We start from the raw sequence: 22,264 nt of genomic DNA, 5'->3' as shown, positions 1-22,264 counted from the left end.
CCGTGAACCTGGATACAGTCGTAGCTGTTCTGGTTTGCGTATTCGGAGTTCATGCCCTTGGCGAGCGGCGTGCAAGCGGAAGCGAGCTTCTGGTAAAGCTTGAGTTCCTTCTTTTCGTCGTCGGTGAGCTTGCGGGTGCGTTCGATGTCTTCGAGGCACTTGTAGATATCGACGTAACGAGCTGTCTGGTACAAGAGGGCACGGCCTGCATCGAGGCGAGCCTTGATGTTCGAGATCATTTCGTAGACGGCGGGGAAGTTCACAATAGCCTGACCGAACTGCTTACGGTCCTTGGCGTATGCCAATGCTTCGTTGTAGGCCATCTGGCTGATGCCCACGGACTGAGCGGCAATGCCGAGGCGTGCGCCGTTCATGAGGGCCATCACGTACTTGATGAGACCGAACTTGCGGCGGCCGCAGAGTTCAGCCTTGGCGTTCTTATAGACAAGTTCGCACGTCGGGCTTCCGTGAATACCGAGCTTGTTTTCGATGCGGCGAACGTCAACGCCACCGTCACGCTTGTCGTAAATGAACATGGAAAGACCACGACCATCGTGCGTGCCTTCTTCGGAGCGGGCGAGCACCAGGTGAATGTCGGAGTCGCCGTTCGTGATGAAGCGCTTCACGCCGTTCAAGTACCAGCACTTGTCAGCTTCGCTGTAGGTGGCCTTGAGCATCACGCGCTGCAAGTCAGAACCTGCATCCGGTTCGGTCAAGTCCATGGACATCGTTTCGCCGGCGCAGATGCGCGGGATGAAACGGGAACGCTGGTCTTCGTCGCCGAATTCATAGAGCGTTTCAATGCAGTCCTGGAGGGACCAGATGTTCTCGAAACCGGCGTCTGCAGAGGCAATCATTTCGTTGATGGCCGTGTAGGCGGTAATCGGGAAGTTGAGGCCGCCAAAGCGGCGCGGCATCGTGACACCGTTGAGGCCAGCCTTGCGGGTGGCTTCGAGGTTTTCGTAGGTCTTGGATGCGTAGCGGACGCGGCCGTTTTCGCAGTGCGGACCTTCGGCATCCACGTCTTCGGAGTTCGGGAAGACCGTGTTTGCGGTGATGTCGCCAGCGACTTCGAGCACGCGGTTGTAGTTGTCCATAGCGTCGGCAAAATCTTCCGGCGCATAGTCGAAATTGTCCTTGTCAGCAAAGCCGTTTTCCTTGAGCTCGACAATGCGCTGCATCAAGGGGCTGCTTTCGAGGTTGAATTTAATCTCGGGGTGATCTGTGTAGAAATTTGCCATAGCGCTTACTTGTTGTTTGCCTTGTAATACTTGATCATCTTCGGGAGAACTTCTTCGACGGTGCCGTTGATCACGTAATCAGCGATAGCGTTGATCGGAGCTTCGGGGTCGGAGTTCACGGAGATGATGATACCTGAATCCTGCATGCCAGCGAGGTGCTGGATCTGGCCGGAAATACCGAAAGCGATATAGACCTTCGGGCGGACCGTCACGCCAGTCTGACCGATCTGACGGTCATGATCGACGAAACCTGCGTCCACAGCGGCGCGGCTAGCACCGACTTCAGCGTGGAGTTCCTTGGCAAGTTCGAACAGCATGTTGAAGTTTTCCTTGGAGCCCATGCCGTAACCACCGGCGACCACGATCGGAGCGCCCTTGAGGTTGTGCTTGGCCTTTTCCACATGGCGTTCGAGCACCTTGACCACGTATTCCGTTTCCGGAACGTACTTGGCCACGTCGTGCTTGATGACTTCGCCCTTGTAGTTTGGGTCCACGATTTCCTTCTTCATCACGCCTTCGCGGACGGTTGCCATCTGCGGGCGGTGTTCCGGGTTCACAATCGTTGCGACGATGTTACCGCCGAATGCCGGACGGATCTGGCAGAGCTGGTTTTCGTAGAACTTCTTCACGCCACCGATGCTCATTTCGAAGCTGTCGATTTCGAGTTCGGTACAGTCAGCGGTAAGGCCGCTGTGCATGGCGCTGGAGATGCGCGGGCCGAGGTCACGGCCGATAACCGTTGCACCGAGCAAGCAAATCTGCGGCTGTTCTTCCTTGAAGAGGTTCACCACGAGAGATGCGTGCGGGTTGGTGGTGTAGGGGAACAGGCCTTCGGCGTCGAACACATGAACCTTGTCCACACCGTAAGGGAAAACCTGTTTTTCAATGCCATCAAGGCCCTTGCCAGCGCAAATGCACTCGAGCTGAACGCCGAGAGTGTTGGCCAACTTGCGACCCTTAGAAAGCAGTTCAAGGGAAACGTCAACGACGGTGGTTCCCTCAATTTCGCAATATACAAATACGTTATTCATAGGTTAGCCAATAATCTTCCCGTCTAAAAGTTCCTTGATAAGTCCTTCAATGTCGGCGTCGCTTGCGGAGAGCGTGCGGCTTTCCTTGGCCTTGAACACGATGTTCTTGACGGCCTTCACGTTCGTCGGCGAACCTGCCTTACCGATCTGAGCCGGGTCGGCGTCGATATCGGCTGCACCCCACTGCGGGATGTCGAGGTAGGGCTTCTTAGCGATGAGAGCTGCGTACTTGTCAGCATCTTCCGGCTTGCGTTCGGCAATTGCAGTAGCGTTCTTGAACTTCATGATGCGCTTTGCATTGCGCGGACGGCACGGAGCTGCACTGCCGTTCACGGTCACGACCAGCGGGAGCGGTGCTTCCACAGTTTCGACACCACCGTCGATGTGGCGGCGGATCACGACCTTGCGTGCCTGTTCGTCGAGCTTCAAGATTTCTTCGGCGTAAGTGACTTGAGTAAGTCCGAGCTTTTCTGCAATCTGCGGACCGACCTGTGCGGTATCGCCGTCGATAGCCTGGCGGCCACCGAGAATAATGTCGTAGTCACCGATCTTCTTCACAGCCTGGGCGAGCGTGTAGCTCGTAGCGAGCGTGTCAGCACCACCGAGCGGGCGGTCCGTCACGACGTAACCGCAGTCAGCACCGCGGTACAAAGCTTCGCGGACGACTTCAGCGGACTTCGGGAGACCCATGGTCAACACGGAGATGGTGGAACCAGGGAACTGGTCCTTCAAACGAAGGGCTTGCTCCAGGGCGTTCAGGTCTTCGGGGTTGAAGACCGCGGGCAATGCGGCACGATTGATAGTACCCTGCGGCGTCATGGCGTCCGGGCCTACGTTTCGTGTATCAGGTACTTGCTTTGCAAGCACAACGATTTTAAGACTCATATTACTATAGTGTTTTAATTTAACGGTTAATTGAAAATCCTGCTACTCTGCAAAATTTTACAAGCTACAAGATAAAATTATTAAGCCCGACGGATTTTTGAATATGCTCCGAACGGGCCGAAAATAACTCCATTTTAAGAATTGTGTAATGATTTTGTAATGTTTAGGGGCGGGCGTTAATCCGCTTTCAAAGCGAGATTCATCAAAGTTGCGAAATTCAGCTTTTTGTTTCTCGCGATGGTCAAAAATTCCTTTTCTTCTTTCGTTACGCGAATCTGAAATTTCAGCGGAGAGGCAAACTTAGTTTTTCTTCCTGCATTTTCGCGAGCGCCCCCATGTCCGAATTTCTTCTCGTATAAAGCGAGTCCAGATTTTTTCAAGTATTCTTTTTCGGAGATGATCTTTTCTCCGGCAACAACTTCGGATTCTTTCTTCTTGAAAACGAAACCTTCTGAATCTTTAACATATACATATGGCATATTAAACCTCTATGTAGAGTATAAACAAAGATTTTGATTTTGTCAACATATTCAAGAATTGTGCGGAATTAAGGTGTTTTTTTGCGTGTATTCATTGTATCCTTTAAAAGTTTTTATAGAACCTCCGATTACTTATACACGCTTTTTTCATACGATTGGCTCACCCTTTTTATGTAAAATTTTTATCATTGCAATTGTCATCAAAAATTTTTCTGAATAAGGGGAGCAAAGTATGATTGCAAAAATTTTTGCAGTTGGTTCTGTGGCGGCGATGTTCTTGACTGGCTGTTGCGATAAGCGGGCGTCTTGTGAGGACTGCTCAAAATATGAAGAGAAGTCCGCGGCAGTCCCGGCGGAATCTCGCGAACTTCCCGAGAGGCCTCAAGAATCTCTTTCGCTTTGGAACGATCACGCTCCCGCGAAAGATTCTCTTGAAGCGTTTGTGCGTGCAACGACCGATTCAACTTCTCCAGATTTTATTCCGGCGGAACGCCGCATTGCTGTTTTCGATTGGGATGGCACGCTGTTCCTCGAAACAGCTCCGACGTATTTTGACTGGATGCTTTTCGAGCACCGCGTTCTTGACGATTCTACTTACAAGCCTTCGAAAAAGCAGTTGAAGGCGGCTCGCGAGGGCCGCGAAAAGAAAATTTTCCCGGGGCTGAGCGCAGAGCGCGAACGCATGGTGGCCGAGGCTTACAAGGGCATGACGCTTTCGGAATTCGAATCGTATGTTCGTGCGTTTATGCAAGAACCGCAGCTGGGCTTTACGGGACTCAAGCGTGGCGAGGCTTATTACAAGCCTATGGTTGAAGTGGTAAAATACTTAACGGCTAATGGTTTCACTGTTTACGTGAGCAGCGGTACGGAACGCTATACGATGCGCCCGGTCGTTGTTGACGGTCTCGGTCTCCCGCCCAAACAAATTATCGGTTCCGATGTGGTCGTAGTGTCGAGCAACCAAAAAGGTGCGGACGGTCTTGCATACACATTCCAGAACGGCGACAATCTTGTACTTGCAGGGCAGAGCATTATCAAGAATTTGCAGACGAACAAGGTAACGACTCTCGCGAGTGAAATCGGTTACCAACCGGTACTTGCCTTTGGCAACAGCGGCACGGATGCAAGCCTCTTGAATTATGCAATTTCTAACAACAAGTACAGATCAATGGGCTTCATGTTGCTTTGCGATGACCTGGAACGCGAATATGGCAACGAGGCGAAAGCCGATAAAATGCGCACCGCGAGCGAAAAGAACGGATGGATTCCCGTGTCCATGAAAAACGACTGGAAGACTATCTACGGTGAAGGTGTCCAGAAGGCAAAATAAAATGCGCAGCGGGTGCCGCGCATTCCGAATTACTTCGCAATTTCCACGTAAATACCTTTGGGCAAGTCGGGCAGAGAGCCGTTCGCGTTGCGCTTTCCGACGGGTTTTCCGAGCGCATTGAAAATCATGTTTCCGGGCTTGCCGCGTTTTGAACTGCGGATGCTTGAAATTCGAGTTGTCTTCTGCTGTATCGTGACCGTGATTTCAAAAGTGACTTGCTTGCTTTCGTAAACGACCGCTTGTCGCACGGTGAACGAATCTCCGGCCTTGACCTTGTTCGGCATGTGTCCGATTTTTGTGGTCATTGTCGAAAGGTCTACGTTAGAATAAACGATGCTTGAATCGTTCGGATCCCAGGCGACGATTTTACCGTCCTTGTCAAACCAATGTCCGGTCCCTTCGCCGGTGGTGCGGCTGTTGAGCGTTCCATCGGGTTCTATACCGTAGAATTCTACTTTGCCTTCAATTTCGGTTCGCTTGATGCCTAGAATTTTTGCAACGTCATCACCTTTTAAGTCAAGTGTGACGTATGCATAATTGTTGTCTATCGGGAGCGTCACTTCAAATGCAATTTTCTCAATTTTTATTTCGACGGCGCTACTTGAACTTTCGGGCTTCGGCGCACTTGACGAGCTTGAAACAACTGCGCTCGATGAACTCGACACAATTCCCGTTGAACTTGAAGATTCTGGTTCAGGGCAGTTCCCGCCGATGCAGAACGTGAGCGTTTCTCCGGGCGTTCCGATGTCCGTAATCTTGAGTCCCGTTTTGGCTCCGCTATACCAAGTGATTGCGGGGTAGGTTTCGTCCGAAAATTCTGGGTATGTCCCGCTTTTGAAGAATGCATCTGCGGTACTACCGGGACTTGGCCATTGGTCTTTGTCACCGTTGAGGGACGGTTCTGTGTGATTGGCTCGGACGATTCTCAATCCGAGTTTGTCCGAAGCGGAATTGGCGCCGATCGAAAAATCGTAGTGCTGCATCAAGAGTCCGCTTCCTTTTAGCACTTGGTTGCGACCCTTGTTTTGTACGTAGGACCATACCAAACCTTCTTGGTTTGGCCTTGCGGGGTTCTTGTAGCGGTAACACACTTCGCCAGGCTTTGTGGTTTCGAGACTCACGTCATTGCTGGTTACGTCCACAAAGGGAATCCAGCCTTGGTCCGCGCGGTAAAAGTCGTTGATGGCGACTGGGTTCAAATCATGCGCACGGTTGCCCATGGTGCAGTAATCGCCGTACCAATAAAGGTCCGGCCAGCCAAAAATCATGTGTCCCGATTCATGCACAAAGACGTAAATGGAAAACTTGCCGGGCATGTCCGTCATTTGATGATGCGTGAGCCGGACTCCGTCGCGCCTTTCGTTGGACCATCCGGAATGCGGCCAAAGGCCTTGTCCCCATGTTTGTCCGGGGCCTGCGTAGACGATGTTGATGGCTTCGGTGGTGCCGTCCTTGTCATTGTCGTAGCGCGAATAATCCACCTGCGAATCGAAATACGCGAATACTTCTTTCATGAGCGAATCCGATCCCGTATATCCTTGCAGGCTCTCGTACCAGGATTTGGGATGTTTGGCGCGGTACCAGCCGTAAACTTCATTGGTGAGGTCTAGCTGCCCGTTCGAAACGTCTAGATAGTAGTCGCGCACGGATCCGTTACAGCCGTCCCTGTTGAACCCTTCCTTGTTCAGCCATTCTTCAACGTCGGCTACCGAGACGGGCGCCTTCTGGTCTGAAAAATCGACGAGGAGCGTGAGGCTGTAAATTTTGCCCTTGGGGGCGGCATAATGGCTTTGTGTTGCAGTCGTTTTTCCCAAAACAAAGCGAGGCTGGTTGGCATTATGGTTACTGAATGTCGGCCGGGCCTCTTCGGGCCACTCTTGGACCCTTTTCCCTTGATAAACGATGTCGGCAAAAAGCATCGTCGGGAGCAACAATAGCCCCATTAATAAGCCGAATGCAATTTTGGTTTTCATAAAACATCCCTTTCCCTTTAATCCATTTTTAGAAATACATTAATTTACGGCAAGAAGGCGTTTCGTATGAAAAAAGCAAGGACTATTCATTTTGACCATAGCCTATTTTTATTACATTTCCTCCGAAACACTAATAACTAATGACTAATAACTAGTGGCTAGATTATGAAATTCAAACGCATTCTTCTCAAGCTCAGTGGCGAAGCCCTCGCAGGCGAAAAGGGCCACGGCATCGACAACCAGATTCTTTCTGACATGGCCTCCGAAATTGCTTCTATCGTCAAGCAGGGCGTGCAAGTCGCTCTCGTGATTGGCGGAGGCAACCTCGTTCGTGGCATTTCTGCTTCTGCAGGCGGCATGAACCGCGCCCAGGGCGATGCCATGGGCATGCTCGGCACTGTGATGAACGGCCTTGCCATGCAGGACGCTCTCGACAAGCAGGGCATTGACTCTGTGGTGATGTCCGCTATCCGCATGGAACCGGTCTGCGAATTCTTCGACCGTCGCAAGGCCCTCAAGCTCTTGTCCGCTGGCTCCGTGGTCATCTTCTCTGCCGGTACGGGCAACCCGTTCTTCACGACGGACAGCTGCGCCGCTCTCCGCGCTATCGAAAGCGAATGTGACGTCATCATGAAGGCCACCAAGGTCGACGGCATCTACACGGCCGACCCGGTCAAGGATCCGACGGCTACCCGCTTCGACGACATCAGCTACAAGGAAGTCATTTCCCGCGGCCTCAAGGTCATGGACACCGCAGCCGTTGCTCTCTGCATGGAAAACAACATGCCTATCTTTGTGTTCAAGATGGAAAAGGGCAATCTCACTCGCGCTGCTATCAACGGCGACCTCGGCACGCTCGTCCACTGCTAATCGCTTGCTATTCTAAGCGAAAACGCTTTTCAAGCCCGGCTTCGGCTGGGCTTCTTTTGTTATTTTGGCCCGCTATTCTAATTCGGAGCATTTTTTATTGGAGCGCCGAATCGCCTGTTTTGTGTTAACAAAAATTTACATATTGTTTGTTAATCTTGAAAATTGTTTACATTTATATCACAACATCATTTCCCTGTAAGAAGGAGGAAATTATGAAAACCATGCAGAAAATGCTCGCAATGTCTCTGATTTGCGGTGGAGCATTGCTCTCTTCATGTTCGGACGATAGTTCGAGTAGTAATAGCCCTCAGGCTCCGCAGGCTCAGGTTAGCAAGGAACAGGCGGCTTTCGTCGAGAAAACTCGTGAAGACCTCAAGGAAATTGCTTCTAACCTTAACTTCAATTCCTGGAAGTTGGCAAACTCGCTCAACCAGGGTCTCAATGAATACGTGCTCAATAACCCAGAAATCGAAAATGCGGTTACCGGTGCTCTTTTGCTCGATGTCCTTAAAACCATGACCCCAGTGGACAAGGATAGTGACCTCGGTAAAGAGGGTAAGGAATACATGGCCACCGTCGATTTGGCCAAGTTCAACTACCGCTTCACTTTGGGCACGGATACTAAGTTCAAGGTTGCAGAATCCGATAATTTTGAAATGGTTTTCGCAGCCTGGAACCCGGAAACGGAAAAACTTGAAGCCGATAAGTTCAAGGTGTCTTTGAAGATGGGAGGAAGCTCCTTCAAGGTTCTCCAAAACATTAAAGCCCTTGAAACGTTGGCGCTCGTGATGGTTGTTCCTGCTGATGTTTCTTTCGCAATCTCTGTGAAGGAAAACGACAAGTGGAACGACCTCTTTACGGGTGAATTCAAGAACGAAGCCAAGCTGAAGGACGGAACGGAATACTTTGACAAGATGACGTCTGTGTTCAACGTCTCTGGTAAGGTCAATGCTTCGTTGCCGGCTCTTGAAAAGGACGGTAAGAAAATGGCTGCAGACAATGCCACTATCGACTTCGCTGTCGGCCAGGACCCTTCGACGCATAAGTCTACGTTGAAGTTCAGCTTTGTGCACAACGACAAGAAGGTCGTTGCTGTTTCCGCTGAAAACAAGAGAGACGGCAGCGAGCCTGTTGACCTCTCGATGCTCCCCAGCAGCAATAGCATTATCGACTTGTTCGCTGCTTTGATCGAAGGTCAGAGTATCGAAAGCTTGTCGATTACGTTGATGGATAACCTCGAAATCTCTGTGAAGGTGTCGGATAGGGATGAACTCCTTGCTGCTCAGCGTGCGATGAACGAAGCTCGTCGTAACTATGCAGACAAGAGCACCATCGATGCTTACACCAAGAAGATGAACGAATACGTGACGGCGTCCTTCACCGCCAAGGGCTTGGAAAAGGAAGTCCCGATGAAGTTCGAAACGGTGCAGTTCGGTGTTGACTTCTTGGCTATGCCGAGCATGATGTTCAACGAGGACGAAGGCTATGTCCCGCTGACGGATGTGCTTGACCAGGAAACCCTCGTCTACGGTATCAACATCATTGATCATGCTGCAGACCCGATGGCCGAAACGATTGTCGTTGTCCGTCAGTTGTTGCAGTACTTCAATCTCCTCATGGGAACCTACGATCTCGATGAGATTATAGAGGAAAAGACTAAGGCCAGTAACTAAATTATAAATAACTTACAATCTGGCGCCCTTGCGATTGCGGGGCGCTTTTTTCGTGTTATATAGGCCGAAAATGTAATACTCGCTTTGCTTTTATTTATATTTAGCCTCTAGAAGATATAACTAAAACCTTTAACCTTTTATCTAGTAACTACTCACTAGTAACTAGGAACAAAAAATATGGCAGATTATTCTGAAAAAATGGACAAGGCCATCGAGGCCACCGAACGTGAATTTTCCAAGATCCGCGCTGGCCAGGCAAGCCCGGCTATCCTCAACGGCGTGCGCATCGACTACTACGGCACTCCGACCCCGATTTCCCAGGTCGCAAAGATTTCCGTGCCGGAACCGCGTATGTTGCTCGTGACCCCGTGGGAAAAGCAGCTCGTCGATACAATCGACAAGGCTATCCTCGCCGCTAACATCGGCCTTACCCCGATGAAGGATGGCAACTGCATCCGCGTGACGCTTCCGATTCTCACGACCGAACGCCGCAAGGAACTCGCCAAGATTGCTCGCAAGCATGCCGAAGACGGCCGCGTGGCAATCCGTAACATCCGCCGTGACGCTAACGACGCCCTCAAGAAGAACAAGGAACTCTCCGAAGACGACGTCAAGAAGCAGCAGGACGAAATCCAGAAGGCAACTGACAAGGCTATCGCACAGATCGACGCTCTCCTTGCTGAAAAGGAAGCAGACATCCTCAAGGTGTAATAGGTTCTATGGCCAATCAGCTTAGACATATTGCCATCATCATGGACGGTAATGGCCGTTGGGCCCGCCGTCGCGGTCTAGAACGCTTCCTTGGGCACCGCAAGGGCACGGAATCGACGATCGACGCTGTGGAAATGGGCGTGAACCTTAAGCTCGAGCACATGACATTGTACGTGTTCAGCTCGGAAAACTGGGGCCGCCCGTCCAAGGAAGTGGATTACCTGATGAACCTCCTCATCGAGATGGTTTACAAGGAAATTCCGGACCTCATGGAAAAGAATGTGAAGCTGATTGTCATCGGTGACATCAGCCGCTTGCCCGAAAAGCCGCGTGCCAACTTGCAGATGGCAATTGATAAGACGGCAAACAACACGGGTATGCAGCTGAACCTCGCCATCTCCTATGGCGGTCGTCAGGAAATCGTCGAAGCGACAAAGCACATTGCGGCAGAAGTGGCTGCAGGCAAGCTCTCCATCGACGAAATCAACGACGAAGTTTTTGCAAAACACTTGTACCTGAAGGGCGCTCCCGATCCGGACCTGATTATCCGCACGGGTGGCGAGTTCAGGCTTTCCAACTACCTTCTGTGGCAGGCCGCCTATAGCGAGTTCTATGTGACGGACACGCTCTGGCCCGATTTCACGAAGGAAGAGTTCATGAAGGCGGTCGAGTTCTATAACACTCGCGAACGCCGTTTTGGGAAGGTTCTTCATGAGTAATTTGACTCAGCGATTGATCACTGCATTTATCGCAATTCCAATCGTTTTTGTTTTACTTTGGTTCAACGACTTTAGTCGCATTGGACTGATGTGCTTTTTGGGCGCCGTTGGCGCCTGGGAATGGGCTCGCATGGCATCCAAAATGTACGCAGGCCCGGACATGCGTTACCTCTCGTTTGCGTCGTCTTTGGCATTGACGCTTGCGTGGGCGCTCTCGAAGGGCGGCTACTTTGGACTCCCGGCTGTGCCTTACGTTGTCGGCATGACGTTCCTCGCCATTTTCGCAATCTACATTGGCGTTGCCTACGCGAAGGTCGAAATCGACCACTTGTTCCCGTGGCTCGTGATGCAGCTCGGCGCTCCGCTGTACGTAGGGCTCTGGGGCGGCATGAACGTGCTCATGATGGGCAATGGCCAGGGCTTTGAACATTGCTATCCGTTCATCCTCGTGATGACCGCGGTGTGGCTCTGCGATACGGTCGCGTATTTCTTTGGCAAGTTTGCTGCAGGCAAGGGACCGTTCGGCCGTCATTTGTTTGCACCGAGCATCAGCCCCAAGAAAACTTGGGAAGGCTCGATTGCAGGTTCCATCGCAACGGTTGCATGGGTTGCCTACTGGGTCAAGTGCAGTGCGGCTCTCAGCTCGTTCGAAATGAATTTCACTTGGACATCGGCAATCGTCATTGGTCTCCTCATTACAGTAGCTGGCCAGGTGGGCGACCTCTTGATGTCTGCACTCAAGCGCTGGAGCGGCACGAAGGATTCCGGGAACTTGTTTGTGGGGCACGGTGGCGTGCTTGACCGTTGCGACTCGTTCCTCCTTGCGGCGCCTGCTCTATACATCTTCATGGATTTCTTGAAGACCATCGTGTAAAAACAAAAGCGCTACGCAAAAGCATTGAAAAGACCGTAATTGATTCTCTCAGTTACGGTCTTGTTTTTTTTTGCAAGGTTTAAGTTCTTGATTATCTTTTGGGGGTTGACGGCTTCTTGCCTCCCATGCCGTGCTCCTCCATGTAAATGGCGAGGTAGTCAATAACGCCTGAATCTGCGCCTTTGACCGGAACATAGCGCAAGCTGTTGTCTGCCCCGATGATAATGGCAAGCCCGGCGATGTAATTAATCCAGTGGTAATCTTCATGGTACTTCAAGGCGACTTTGCCTTTGGAGCCGAACACGGCGAGCGGCATGACGAAAATGTCGTGCGAGACCATGATGCTTACGCGTTTCCACTTGGGTAAATTCTTGAGGATGACTTTCTGTATGAATTCTTCGGCGCGAGGGGTGAGTTCGTAAAGCGCGTCTGTGTAGCCGCCTTCGTAAGCCCAGTGGGCCATGAGCTCGACAGAACCGCCTTGCATGCCAAGCTTTGTCCCGTATGCGGAAAGTTCGTCGGCGGAGATTTTCAGAAACCAGTTCCCGGTAATATCGTAGTTCGTGATGAGCTTTGGAAGGCTTGCTTCTCCACGGCCTTTTGAAATGTTGTTTGCAGTCTCGTTGGTGCGCACGAATCCCGAAGTGATGTAACTAAATTCTTCGTCGCTCTTGAGCGTGGTACCTAAATTTTGTGCCATTTTTACGCCGTTAGCGGTGAGTTCCGTTTCTATGGCGACATTGTCTTCGCGCTCGGAATGTCGAATGATGAAGACTGCTTTTTCGTCTGCGGTAAGACTCTTGTAGACATCGGCGACAGTTGCAAAACCGTTCTCGTCAAGCGAAATCTCTTTTGCTGGTAGCGATGTTTGCGAGGAACTGGAAGATTTTGCTACATCTGAAGACGAAGAAACTAGCGTCTCTTGCGATGATGAAATTGCGGATGAACTTGTTTGAACTGCAGAAGACGAAGACCGCCGATGACTGCTTCGTGATGAACTAGAAAATTGTTTTTGCCCGCTTGACGATGAGCTTTGTTGAATGGCTGAACTTGATGGCTCGACGGTTGCAGTCTCCGATGACGATTGCTCCTCAATTGTTGTAGTTGTGGAAGAGGATGAAGCGGTGCTTTCAGGAGCTGTTGTGGATGTGGCATTGTCACAGGCTGAAAGCATCGCCGTGTATGCGATTGCGGCGAACAAGGGATAAGCCGCAATCGTGCAGAGCACGCTTTGTGTAGGTTTATTCATTTACGAACCCCACTGGTAATCGCCGGCTTCATAGACTGGATTTTCTCCGTTGAAGCCGCGTGGGCGCTTGATTTTATCATCGAATAAAGTCTTGTTGAAAATGCGGAAGTCGCCGCGTTCATAGCTCTGGAATGAAATGTGACAGAAAATGGGGCCCGCCGGCATGTATTCGCTGAAGCTCATGGTGCGTTCGCCCGCCGTGTAAAGGTAGTTGAAATACTTGCCGTTTAAAACGATGTGGAGACCGATATTTCCGACGGTGAACCAGCGCCCTTTGGCGAGAATGTTTTCGTGGTGGGTGTCGTCGTAGTCCATGACGACAAATTCTGCATCGCCGCTTTTGTCTAAGTGGAAGCGGTACTTATGGTTTCCGCCACAGCAACGCCCGTCGAAAAACCACGTGTATCCGCTTGCGGCTGCAATGCGCGGGTCGCGAACGCTTGTGTCGGGGTGGGCGAGTTGCTCGTCTGTGACGATGCGTTCGGGTTCTACAGCGGCGATAAGCTGTGCTAAAGTCTTGGGATTGCTTACGGTCGGGAGACTTACTTTATTCTTGGCTTCGCTTGCGGCTCGCCTGTACAGACGGTATGGAATGCCGTCATCGCTAATCATTGTGAGTTCATCTTCGCTGAACACGTAGTAAGCGTAAGTCTTTGTGCCGCTCTTGGTGACAACGTTAAAACTGCGGTTGTTGAGCGTGTACCACTGCCCTGAAACATTCGGGAAGCCAGAAACTGCCGCAACACCATTTTCTCCGATAACGACCGTGTAGTCGTCGCTGATCCAGGCTTCGTCTGCGGTGGTAATCAAGCGGCAGTCGCGATTCTTGTCGCCTTGGCAGGTGGCTGCAGACGGATTTGCCGCTTCGCAGGGGCTTACCATTCCCGGCGGGAGTTCCGTAGACATGCCTAGTCTAAAGCCCATGTCTGCGGCGCCATCGCGGCTGCGGATGGCGCGACGGCTCACTCGCGCAAAATCCGCGGGCTCGCCGTAACTCCCGCCTCTTCGCGTCTTGTTACCACTTCCTGTGAGCTGTACCGGATTTACCTTGTCTGCGTCCGTGTAGGCTACGAGCCAGTCGTAGACCCATTCCCATGAGTTGCCACTCATGTCGTAAAGTCCAAGCTTGTTTGGTTTCTTAGTGGCAACATCGTGTGATTTTCCGCCGCTGTTTTCGGAATACCATGCCACATCATCGACGTTGTTACTACCTGAAAATTTAAACTTGTCTGCAATTCCGTCTTTGCCACCGCGGGCCGCAAATTCCCATTCGGCATCGGTCAACAGTCGGTACTGTCTCCCTGTTTTTTGCCCAAGCTTGCAGGCGTAATTGTTGGCGTCAAACCAGCTTACGCCGATTTTGGGAGCTTTGTCCGATTCCCATGCATTCTTTTTTCCGCCCATGACGGCGTTCCATTGCGCAATAGTCACTTCGGTATTGGCTATGAAGTATTCGCTGACTGTTACTTTGTGCGATGGACTCTCGTAAATTTTGTCTTGTTCGGCACAGTTGTCGCAGCCGCGCGTGTAAGTGCCGCCAGCCACATAGACCATGTTGAAGGCGACTCCGTTTACCGTGTCTGCAAAATTTGCGGGTGAAGTATAAACAAAGGAACTCTCGCTAGAACTGGAATTTGCATGTGCACTAGAGGAGTTCCCTTGCTCGATTCCCGAAGAAGAACTTCTGTGCGGATGCACGCTTGAAGAGCTTATGACTGATCCCGAGGAACTCCCTTGCATTCTGGAAGACGTTGCCGAATTCCCCGCTGAAGACTCCGCTCCTGAAGAAATCAAATCCCCGGATGACGAAGAACCGCCTACGTTCCCTGTAAAACTGGAACTGGACGAAATTCCAAAATCATCTGTAACGGAAGAAAGATTACTGTTTTCTCCGGAGACTCCGTTGTCCGAAGAATCCGAGCACCCTATGAACATCCCCACTGCGCAACAACACGCAGCATATACACCCGAGGAAAGTATGCGCATATGCACCTCCTTCGAGCAAACCTAACCCAATAAAAATATACCCTAAAAATTTTCTTTGGAATGTAAATTATTGTAAGCGTTTTTTGGAGCGGAGCTGTAAATGAAAATTATTATTCTATCTTTATAAAAAAGCTTGCAATTATCGAGGTTTTTAAATGAAAAACGTTGTTCTTTTGGGTGCCACCGGTTCTATCGGTACCTCTAGCGTTGATGTCATTCACCAGCATTCGGATATCTTCAACCTTTACGCTGTGGCTGCAAATAGCAGTGTCGAGAAGGTTGCCGAAATCGTGCGCAAGTACAATGTTGAACGCGTTTGCATGTTCAACGAAGCTGCCGCCAAGGAACTCGAAGGCGTGCTCGGCAAGAAGGTGCTTGCCGGTATGGATGGCCTCTGCGAACTTGCAGCCGACCCGAAGGCAGACATCATCATCAACGCCTTGATGGGCGCTGTGGGTTGCCTCCCGACGATTACCGCCATTGAACATGGCAAGCATGTTGCTCTTGCAAACAAGGAAACGATGGTGATGGCAGGCCCGGTCATTTGGGACAAGCTTGCTGAAAATCCGAAGTCCTTTATTACGCCGATCGATTCCGAACACAGCGCTATTTTCCAGTGCCTCGAAGGTGGCAAGCGCGAATCCGAAGTGGAATTCCTCGAAATCACGGCTTCGGGTGGTCCGTTCCGTGAATGGCCGATTGAAAAGTTTGAAAACATCACTGTGGCTGATGCCTTGAATCACCCGGTGTGGAGCATGGGCAAGAAGATTACGATCGACTCTGCTTCCATGATGAACAAGGGCCTCGAAGTGCTCGAAGCTCACTTCTTGTTCCACATTCCGTATGACCAAATCAAGGTTGTGGTTCACCCGCAGTCCATGGTACATTCCTTGGTGCAGTTCCGCGATGGTTCCTTGATGGCCCAGCTCGGCGCTCCCGACATGCGCATCCCGATTCAGGTGGCTCTCACGTGGCCTGACCGCCTCAAGCTCGAAACTAAGCGTCTCGACTTGCCGACGCTTGCAAAGCTCACGTTCTTCGAACCGGACTTCAACAAGTTCCGTTGCCTCGCTCTCGCCTTTGAAGCTGGCCGCCGTGGCGGTATCGTGCCTTCGATGATGAACGCCGCAAACGAAGTTCTCGTGGATCGTTTCCTCAAAGGTAACCTCAAGTTCACCGACATCCCGAAGTACGTGGAAATGGTGATGGAAAAGGCCCCAAACGTGACCGGTCACCTTTCGCTCGAACAAGTACTCGAAGCCGACAAGGAAGCCCGCCTCATGACGGAAGGCTTCTTGAAGTAGACCGTAGACGTTTAGCTCAAATAAAGCAAATTGAAAACGACGCTCCTCCGAGCGCCGTTTTTTGATGTTGTTAGAATGAGATTAATTTTCGCCGTTTTTAGATTCGATACTTTCACGGTCCATTGTGTAAGTCAGGTATTCCTTGAAATCACGATCGATTTTGACATCCTCGACATCATTGATGTTATCGTAGATGAGACCGATGAGCCCCGGATTGTCTGTATGACCCCAAATTTCAAGACTGTCAAACACCATGGACTTGTCCCCAGGACCTGCTGCGACGTATTCGACCTGGTCTTTGTCGACCCAGCCACGTCCGCATTTTCCTTGGACGAGAACTTTTGTATCTGCATTCCTGATGATCTTCAGTTCGTCATGGAAACCTGCTGTGCAGACAACAGAACCGCCATCTTTCAGGGAAGAGATTTCGATATCACCCAGTTTGGATTTGACGAATTGCTCTGCGAATGAAGATGTTACCATCACGGCGAGCGCGGCCAACGCCATAATCTTTAAGTTTTTCATGATTGCCTCCTTGTTTTTATTTGAAGGCGGTTGCCCGCCCACAATGTAAACTACAAAGTAACATTTGCGCAGAGTAGCAGACATATATTCCAAGTTGGAATATGAAAGGGGTGATAAGAAAAATCCCCGCAAATGCGGGGACTAGTTATTGGAAAACTTTGTTTGTAATTGTACTAGTGCTTGTTTTTGCGCGGAGAAATTGCAATGAATATGAGTACGCTGACAAGTAACAGGAATGGATAGAACATGTAGGGAATGAGGTCGAATGCGCTGATGTTTGCGCCCGGGATTGCCGTTGAAATGGCTGCGAGTGCTACGAGCATCTGGGCACCGTAAGGCAAAATGCCTTGCACCACGCAGCTGAAAATATCCAAGAGCGAAGCCGTCTTTTTCGGCGAGATTCTGTATTCGTCGCCCATCTGCTTTGCGATTGGGCCTGCCATCACAATAGCGACTGTGTTGTTTGCCGTTGCGATGTCGAGTGCGCTCACCAAGAGGCCAACGCCCACTTGACCGCTGCGGTGCCCCTTGAATACTTTATGGATAAAGTCTAACAGAGCCGCAAAACCACCGTGAATGCGAATGAGCCCGCACAAAGCGCTCACCAAAACCGCCACGAGAATCGTCTCGTACATTCCCGAAATGCCGTTTCCGATGTTCTGCAAAAGGCCAATCATGTCGAGCGTGCCGGAACCCACCATAATGATGGAGGCTGCGACAATGCCGATGAGCAAAACCGCAAAAACGTTGATGCCCGTGAGCGCGAGCGCAAGCACGAGAACGTAAGGAATAAGTTGTACGAGATTGTAGGAATTTTCTGCAACCGTATTTGCTTTGGTCACAAAAGAAATTGCCGTGATGATGATAATCGCGAGAAGTGCCGCCGGAGCAGCCACCAGAAAGTTCACGCGGAACTTGTCCTTCATCTTGCAACCCTGCGTAGACGTAGCCGCAATCGTCGTATCCGAAATAAAGCTCAAGTTGTCGCCGAACATTGCGCCGCCAATCACCGTTGCTACGCAGAACGGAACGCCAAAGCCCGCCATCTGTGCGACTTCGACCGCAATCGGGGAGACCACTGCAATTGTGCCAACGGATGTACCCATCGCCGTAGAGACAAACGCCGCGACAACGAACAGTACCACCACCGCAAACTGCGCCGGAATGAAATCCAAGAGCAAGTATGCTGCCGCCGAAGCGCTTGAACGCCCGAGAATCCCCGCGAAAATGCCCGCGCAAAGGAAAATCAGGATCATCAAGAAAATGTTGCGGTCGCCAAGTGCACCTGCCATCACATTCATTTTGTGGTCAAAATTCAGCTTGCGGTTTTGCACGCACGCCACGAAAATTGCCACCAGGAATGCTGCGACAATCGGGATGTTGTAAAATCCCATCGGGATCTTGAGGACATATTCAAACGTGATGCCGAGTCCCAGATAAAGTACCAGGAAAACGGCGATAGGCAAAAGGGCAATCGGGTTGCCCTTGATCTTTTCTTGAGAGTTTTCGTTTTGCATGACGTGAAAGATAGAAAAGTGGGGGAGGAGGGGTATAAATTTTATTTCTCTTTTTCGAATTCATTTACCCATTCTTTGACCTTCGCCTGCAATAGTTTCTTGTCCGGCAAGTACAGCTCATAGGCGGAGGCGTAAATATTCGCATCTTCGGGCAAAGTCAGCTTCACAAGGGTATCCTTCTTCTCCTTGCAAAGCAGAATGCCGATAGTCGGCTTTTCAAAATCCTGCTTTACATAGCGGTCGTAATAGTTTACGTACATCTGCATCTGGCCGAGATCCTGGTGCGTCAACTTATCGACCTTCAAGTCAACGAGCACATAGCACTGCAGCAGACGATTGTACAAGACCAAGTCCACATAGTAGTTGTCCTCGTCAAAGGAGAAACGCTTCTGACGCGCTTCGAACAGGAATCCTTTCCCCAATTCAAGCAGGAAATCTTGCAATTTACCGATGATAGCAGATTCCAGTTTCGATTCCGAATACGAAGCGTCCGGCTTCAAGCCAACAAATTCAAGCGTCACCGGATTCTTGATGATATCCTCCGGCTTTTCCACCACGTTGCCGACTCGCGATAAGCGGACAACCTGTTCCTTGTCCCGGCTCAACGCAAGGCGTTCATACAGACTTGAGCCATACTGCCGCTGCAACTCGCGAACAGACCAGTTCCCGGAAGTAGCCTCTATCTCGTAAAAACGGCGTTCATCATCATTCTTGATGCGCATGAGCACTAGGTAATGCGACCAAGAAAGTGTGAATTTATATTCGCCCTCAATTTCGTAAACACCGTTTACGAAATTCGAATATACATTGAAAAATTTTCTACAGAGCGTTAATGTTTCAACGGACCAACCTTCCCCATGTTTTTCTATCAGTCTGGCAGATAGATGAATGAGTACTTGTTTCCCATATGCCGCTCGGCTTTTGCCTTTTTGTTCATCTTCGACTATATATTGGCCTATCTTGAATTTGGTGCAGACTTCAGCAGTATTGATGGTCGTTGCAATCATTTTACGAGATTGCGTAATAAGAGGGGATATTTTATTGAACAACGATTCCACCGCTTTTGCAGGGACATTCTCTTTATTTTTAGCCATATTAGCCTCCATGTGGTCACGATTTGTGGCCGGTTAATGTTAGAGGCGTCCCCAAATTCTGAATTTCAGAATAAAAAAAGACGCGATTCTCCATTTGACAGAGAATCACGTGCTGCATTAATGTACCTAAAATCAAAAAAGTTGGCTAGGGGAGTAAGAAAATTTTACAAGAGCAATGTGCCTACTTCCCATTTTGGATTGTGGCTATTTCGGCATTTATTAATCTTCTCGCTTTTTCAACTTTAATTTGTTTATAACCTTCGACACCTCGAACACCACATCTGTGTATTTAGTTTTTTTAGTGTCAAAGCAAAGTGTTTTATCATAGTCAATAAATTTGATACAGGTCCCAGTACTCCAGTAATAACTTACGTTCTCGTATGTATTGCTAATTTCTTTGAAAAATTCTACAACCTTTTGTGCATTATTTTTTTCTTTTTGTAATGGCGTAAATATTCGCTCCAATTTATCGTACAACTTTTGTTCTTCTTCATTGAAGCCGCTTTCCCCATCAGCGTACATTCCCCAGTTGTACATCATTTCAACTTCTTTTTCTGTAAATGTATAGTTCATTTTTACCTCGCTTTTGTAATTAAGTTTCCTGCTTGGTATATAGTTCTTCAAACATGCTACGGTACGCATCAATGTCATCTAGCTTTACAATAGTCGTAATCTTGTTGCCGGCATCCTTACTAGAAGCTCCGCAATGGTACAGTTTTTCGCTTTTGGTCTTAAAGTCTATTAGAATGTAGCGGTCGTGGAACTTGTGCGCTGCAGAAACTCTGTCTATTGAAACGCCCGGCATTGCAGCACGGAAATCGTTGAGCATATCGTCTGTTATGCGAGTGTATTGGTCACTCGCAATTAATATGGAAACGCCTTTGTGCGCATTTCGGAGCAAATTCAGCGTCTTGATGTCGACATAGTTATCGACAATCAACAGTGATTTCTTCGCCATGCCGTAAATCTGTGCGTAGGCGACATCGGCTTCCAACTTCTGTCCATTCAGAATCAAGAAGTGCTTGTAAGTCGATGGATCGACGAAATTTTCCATGACCATCTGAAGGTCCATATTGATTTTTCCCAAATCACTCCGAATGTCGCGAACTTCGCCGGAAAGTTCCTTTACTTCGGCAGAAACCACCGCAATTTCATGTGTATTTTGAGCAGTCTGCGCAGCAATCTGGGCGATTCCCGCAGTTCCGAGCAGTTGCTGATTTTCTGCAACGATATAGTCTTTCATCTGCTTAAAAAGACGAATGAGGGCCATACTCTGTTGTATCGCTAAATCGCCTTTCAACACGGTCATGAGCATGTAAATACCTTGTTCCGTAAAAACAAAGGGATAGGAGCGGTTCATTGTGCTGATATTTGCGGTGAAATTTTTGCATCGCAATTCTTCAACTTCCCTTTTGGACAATTGGAACCGGAAATCCTCCGCAAAACGCTCAATATTATTCTTGACTTGCCGGTTAAAAGCTCCGGTACTATACCCATAAATCTCGGCTAAATCGGCATCAAGCATGACCTTGACCCCTCGGATGGTGTAAATACGCGATTTGAGCAAGTTCTCGTCTATCAGGGACATTTCTGATTTGACTGGCGCAACAGTCAAATTTTTTGTGTTCTTGGTCATTTAGCCTCCATGTTGCCTGATTAGTCTTGTTTTTTGGCGAGTTTCTTTGCTTCGTTGATTTCGCTGACTAACTGCTCTGTGGTGGGCAAATACAATTTGTATTCACTGGCGAGGATTGTCTTGTTGTTTTCGGGCAAAGTCATTTTCACCGCAGAATCATTCTTGCCTGCACACAGAAGAATTCCGATAGTCGGATTTTCATCGGGAAGCTTTTCTATGCGGTCGTGGTAATTCACGTACATTTGGAGCTGGCCGAGATCTTGATGCGTGATTTTGCCCGTCTTGATTTCAATAACTACAAAACAGCGAAGCAACCTGTTGTAAAGAACGAGGTCAACGAAAAATTCGTCGTCTTCAAGCATGATCCGTTTCTGCCTTGCTACAAAAGAAAAGCCCTTGCCTAGTTCAAGCAAAAATTCAGTGATGTGCGAAATAATCGCCCCCTCTAAATCGCTTTCATAAAAAGCGGGGTTCTTTTCCAGTCCAAGAAATTCTAGGACCATCGGATCCTTGATGACCTCTTGCGGTGTTTCTGGAATGCGTTCCTTGCGAGCGACTGCCAGCACGGATTCCTTGTCGTTACTGAGCAAAAGGCGTTCGTACAATTGACTGTTGATTTGGCGTTCTAGTTCGCGACCATTCCAAGAATTGTTTACAGCCTCAAGTTCGTAATATTCGCGTTTGTCGGGGTCGGAAATCGCAATAAGCATCTTGTATTGAGACCAATTCAATTGCGTCCGCAGTGCGGACGCAATTGGATACAATAGGAAAAATTGACGTGCGCGTTCAATCTGTCGAATGCCAAACCCACTCCCGTATTCAGCTTCTAGCCTTTCCGCAAGCGATTTCACGATATACGCCCCGTAATCGGCTCGTTTCTTGCCGTGTTGCTCTTCTTCGAAAATCCGCTTGCCAAGATTCCAGTACATCTGAACACGACAGAAATTAACACTCCGAACAGCGTTTTTCTGCGCAGTCTCGATGATTTGCCTAGCGTCTTGAACCAGCTTTGCCGAGATAACTTCTTTAGACTTCATTTTGCCTCCATGTGGTCACAATTTGTGACCGGTTACTGTTAGAGGCGTCCCCTTATTCCAAAATCACGGAATAAAAAAAGACGCGATTCTCCATTTGACAGAGAATCACGTGCTGCATTAATGTACCTAA

21 protein-coding genes are annotated in these 22,264 nt (G+C 49.5%); 8 read left to right on the top strand and 13 right to left on the bottom strand.

Going from position 1 to position 22,264, the window contains the following annotated elements; genetic code table 11:
- From B7982_RS14605 to B7982_RS14590, 4 genes are all read right to left on the bottom strand, one after another.
- Nucleotides 1-1,241 (bottom strand): acyl-CoA dehydrogenase family protein (locus B7982_RS14605; protein ID WP_088661398.1); only part of this gene is annotated, 1,241 nt, incomplete at its 3' end.
- A 5-nt stretch (nucleotides 1,242-1,246) separates the two neighbouring features.
- Nucleotides 1,247-2,272, bottom strand: coding sequence for an electron transfer flavoprotein subunit alpha/FixB family protein (locus tag B7982_RS14600; RefSeq protein ID WP_088661397.1), 1,026 nt, complete (start codon nucleotides 2,270-2,272; stop codon nucleotides 1,247-1,249).
- Between the two features lie 3 nt (nucleotides 2,273-2,275).
- Nucleotides 2,276-3,157 carry an electron transfer flavoprotein subunit beta/FixA family protein gene (locus B7982_RS14595; protein ID WP_088661396.1) on the bottom strand — a complete coding sequence of 294 codons (882 nt, stop codon included), beginning with the start codon at nucleotides 3,155-3,157 and terminating at the stop codon, nucleotides 2,276-2,278.
- Nucleotides 3,158-3,333: 176 nt separating this feature from the next.
- Nucleotides 3,334-3,636 carry a hypothetical protein gene (locus B7982_RS14590; RefSeq protein ID WP_088631361.1) on the bottom strand — a complete coding sequence of 101 codons (303 nt, stop codon included), beginning with the start codon at nucleotides 3,634-3,636 and terminating at the stop codon, nucleotides 3,334-3,336.
- A 232-nt stretch (nucleotides 3,637-3,868) separates the two neighbouring features.
- Between B7982_RS14590 and B7982_RS14585 the strand changes: the two genes are divergently transcribed.
- The gene (locus tag B7982_RS14585; RefSeq protein ID WP_088661395.1) at nucleotides 3,869-4,966 is read left to right on the top strand and encodes an HAD family phosphatase; all 1,098 of its coding nucleotides are present in this window, start codon (nucleotides 3,869-3,871) and stop codon (nucleotides 4,964-4,966) included.
- 29 nt (nucleotides 4,967-4,995) lie between these two features.
- Here the strand turns inward: B7982_RS14585 and B7982_RS14580 are convergent, their stop codons facing one another.
- The gene (locus tag B7982_RS14580) at nucleotides 4,996-6,939 is read right to left on the bottom strand and encodes a M6 family metalloprotease domain-containing protein (RefSeq protein WP_088661394.1); all 1,944 of its coding nucleotides are present in this window, start codon (nucleotides 6,937-6,939) and stop codon (nucleotides 4,996-4,998) included.
- A 165-nt stretch (nucleotides 6,940-7,104) separates the two neighbouring features.
- Here B7982_RS14580 and pyrH point away from each other — a divergent pair, with 165 nt between their 5' ends.
- The 5 genes from pyrH to B7982_RS14555 all read left to right on the top strand — a co-directional run bounded on the left by pyrH (nucleotide 7,105) and on the right by B7982_RS14555 (nucleotide 11,786).
- Complete coding sequence (gene pyrH / locus B7982_RS14575) at nucleotides 7,105-7,809, top strand: UMP kinase (RefSeq protein ID WP_173346818.1); 705 nt, start codon at nucleotides 7,105-7,107, stop codon at nucleotides 7,807-7,809.
- Nucleotides 7,810-8,021: 212 nt separating this feature from the next.
- A complete protein-coding gene (locus B7982_RS14570) occupies nucleotides 8,022-9,482 on the top strand; it encodes a hypothetical protein (RefSeq protein WP_088661393.1) in 1,461 nt (486 codons plus the stop codon).
- Between the two features lie 177 nt (nucleotides 9,483-9,659).
- On the top strand, nucleotides 9,660-10,193 hold the full coding sequence (gene frr / locus B7982_RS14565; RefSeq protein ID WP_088641349.1) for a ribosome recycling factor: 534 nt from the start codon (nucleotides 9,660-9,662) through the stop codon (nucleotides 10,191-10,193).
- Between the two features lie 8 nt (nucleotides 10,194-10,201).
- The gene (locus B7982_RS14560) at nucleotides 10,202-10,912 is read left to right on the top strand and encodes an isoprenyl transferase (protein WP_088661392.1); all 711 of its coding nucleotides are present in this window, start codon (nucleotides 10,202-10,204) and stop codon (nucleotides 10,910-10,912) included.
- On the top strand, nucleotides 10,905-11,786 hold the full coding sequence (locus B7982_RS14555) for a phosphatidate cytidylyltransferase (RefSeq protein WP_088661391.1): 882 nt from the start codon (nucleotides 10,905-10,907) through the stop codon (nucleotides 11,784-11,786). The genes B7982_RS14560 and B7982_RS14555 overlap by 8 nt, the downstream gene beginning before the upstream one ends.
- A gap of 91 nt (nucleotides 11,787-11,877) precedes the next feature.
- On the opposite strand, the gene B7982_RS14550 is transcribed toward B7982_RS14555, so the two are convergent.
- On the bottom strand, nucleotides 11,878-13,035 hold the full coding sequence (locus B7982_RS14550; RefSeq protein ID WP_088661390.1) for a histidine phosphatase family protein: 1,158 nt from the start codon (nucleotides 13,033-13,035) through the stop codon (nucleotides 11,878-11,880).
- Nucleotides 13,036-14,733, bottom strand: a complete 1,698-nt coding sequence (locus tag B7982_RS14545; protein ID WP_233138600.1) for an SUMF1/EgtB/PvdO family nonheme iron enzyme — start codon at nucleotides 14,731-14,733, stop codon at nucleotides 13,036-13,038.
- Nucleotides 14,734-14,746: 13 nt separating this feature from the next.
- Between B7982_RS14545 and B7982_RS14540 the strand changes: the two genes are divergently transcribed.
- Nucleotides 14,747-15,046: a hypothetical protein gene (locus B7982_RS14540; protein WP_088661388.1), complete on the top strand. Its 300-nt coding sequence runs from the start codon at nucleotides 14,747-14,749 to the stop codon at nucleotides 15,044-15,046.
- 130 nt (nucleotides 15,047-15,176) lie between these two features.
- Complete coding sequence (gene dxr, locus B7982_RS14535; protein ID WP_088661387.1) at nucleotides 15,177-16,325, top strand: 1-deoxy-D-xylulose-5-phosphate reductoisomerase; 1,149 nt, start codon at nucleotides 15,177-15,179, stop codon at nucleotides 16,323-16,325.
- 81 nt (nucleotides 16,326-16,406) lie between these two features.
- Here the strand turns inward: dxr and B7982_RS14530 are convergent, their stop codons facing one another.
- The 6 genes from B7982_RS14530 to B7982_RS14505 all read right to left on the bottom strand — a co-directional run bounded on the left by B7982_RS14530 (nucleotide 16,407) and on the right by B7982_RS14505 (nucleotide 22,134).
- Nucleotides 16,407-16,850 (bottom strand): hypothetical protein, encoded by a 444-nt coding sequence (locus B7982_RS14530; RefSeq protein WP_088661386.1) that lies wholly within the window; start codon nucleotides 16,848-16,850, stop codon nucleotides 16,407-16,409.
- A 173-nt stretch (nucleotides 16,851-17,023) separates the two neighbouring features.
- Nucleotides 17,024-18,367, bottom strand: a complete 1,344-nt coding sequence (locus tag B7982_RS14525) for a Na+/H+ antiporter NhaC family protein (RefSeq protein ID WP_088661385.1) — start codon at nucleotides 18,365-18,367, stop codon at nucleotides 17,024-17,026.
- Nucleotides 18,368-18,408: 41 nt separating this feature from the next.
- Nucleotides 18,409-19,461: a YhcG family protein gene (locus B7982_RS14520; protein WP_088661384.1), complete on the bottom strand. Its 1,053-nt coding sequence runs from the start codon at nucleotides 19,459-19,461 to the stop codon at nucleotides 18,409-18,411.
- Nucleotides 19,462-19,680: 219 nt separating this feature from the next.
- Nucleotides 19,681-20,034, bottom strand: a complete 354-nt coding sequence (locus B7982_RS14515; RefSeq protein ID WP_088661383.1) for a hypothetical protein — start codon at nucleotides 20,032-20,034, stop codon at nucleotides 19,681-19,683.
- Between the two features lie 19 nt (nucleotides 20,035-20,053).
- Nucleotides 20,054-21,097 carry an ORF6N domain-containing protein gene (locus B7982_RS14510; RefSeq protein ID WP_088661382.1) on the bottom strand — a complete coding sequence of 348 codons (1,044 nt, stop codon included), beginning with the start codon at nucleotides 21,095-21,097 and terminating at the stop codon, nucleotides 20,054-20,056.
- Between the two features lie 20 nt (nucleotides 21,098-21,117).
- Entirely contained in the window at nucleotides 21,118-22,134 is a 1,017-nt protein-coding gene (locus B7982_RS14505; RefSeq protein ID WP_088661381.1) for a YhcG family protein, read from the bottom strand.
- Nucleotides 22,135-22,264: the final 130 nt, after the last annotated feature.

It is taken from the genome of Fibrobacter sp. UWB2 (assembly GCF_002210425.1).
Taxonomy (GTDB): domain Bacteria; phylum Fibrobacterota; class Fibrobacteria; order Fibrobacterales; family Fibrobacteraceae; genus Fibrobacter; species Fibrobacter elongatus.
The sequence above is the reverse complement of the archived record's forward strand: the minus strand, read 5'-3'. Positions and strand labels throughout refer to the sequence as shown.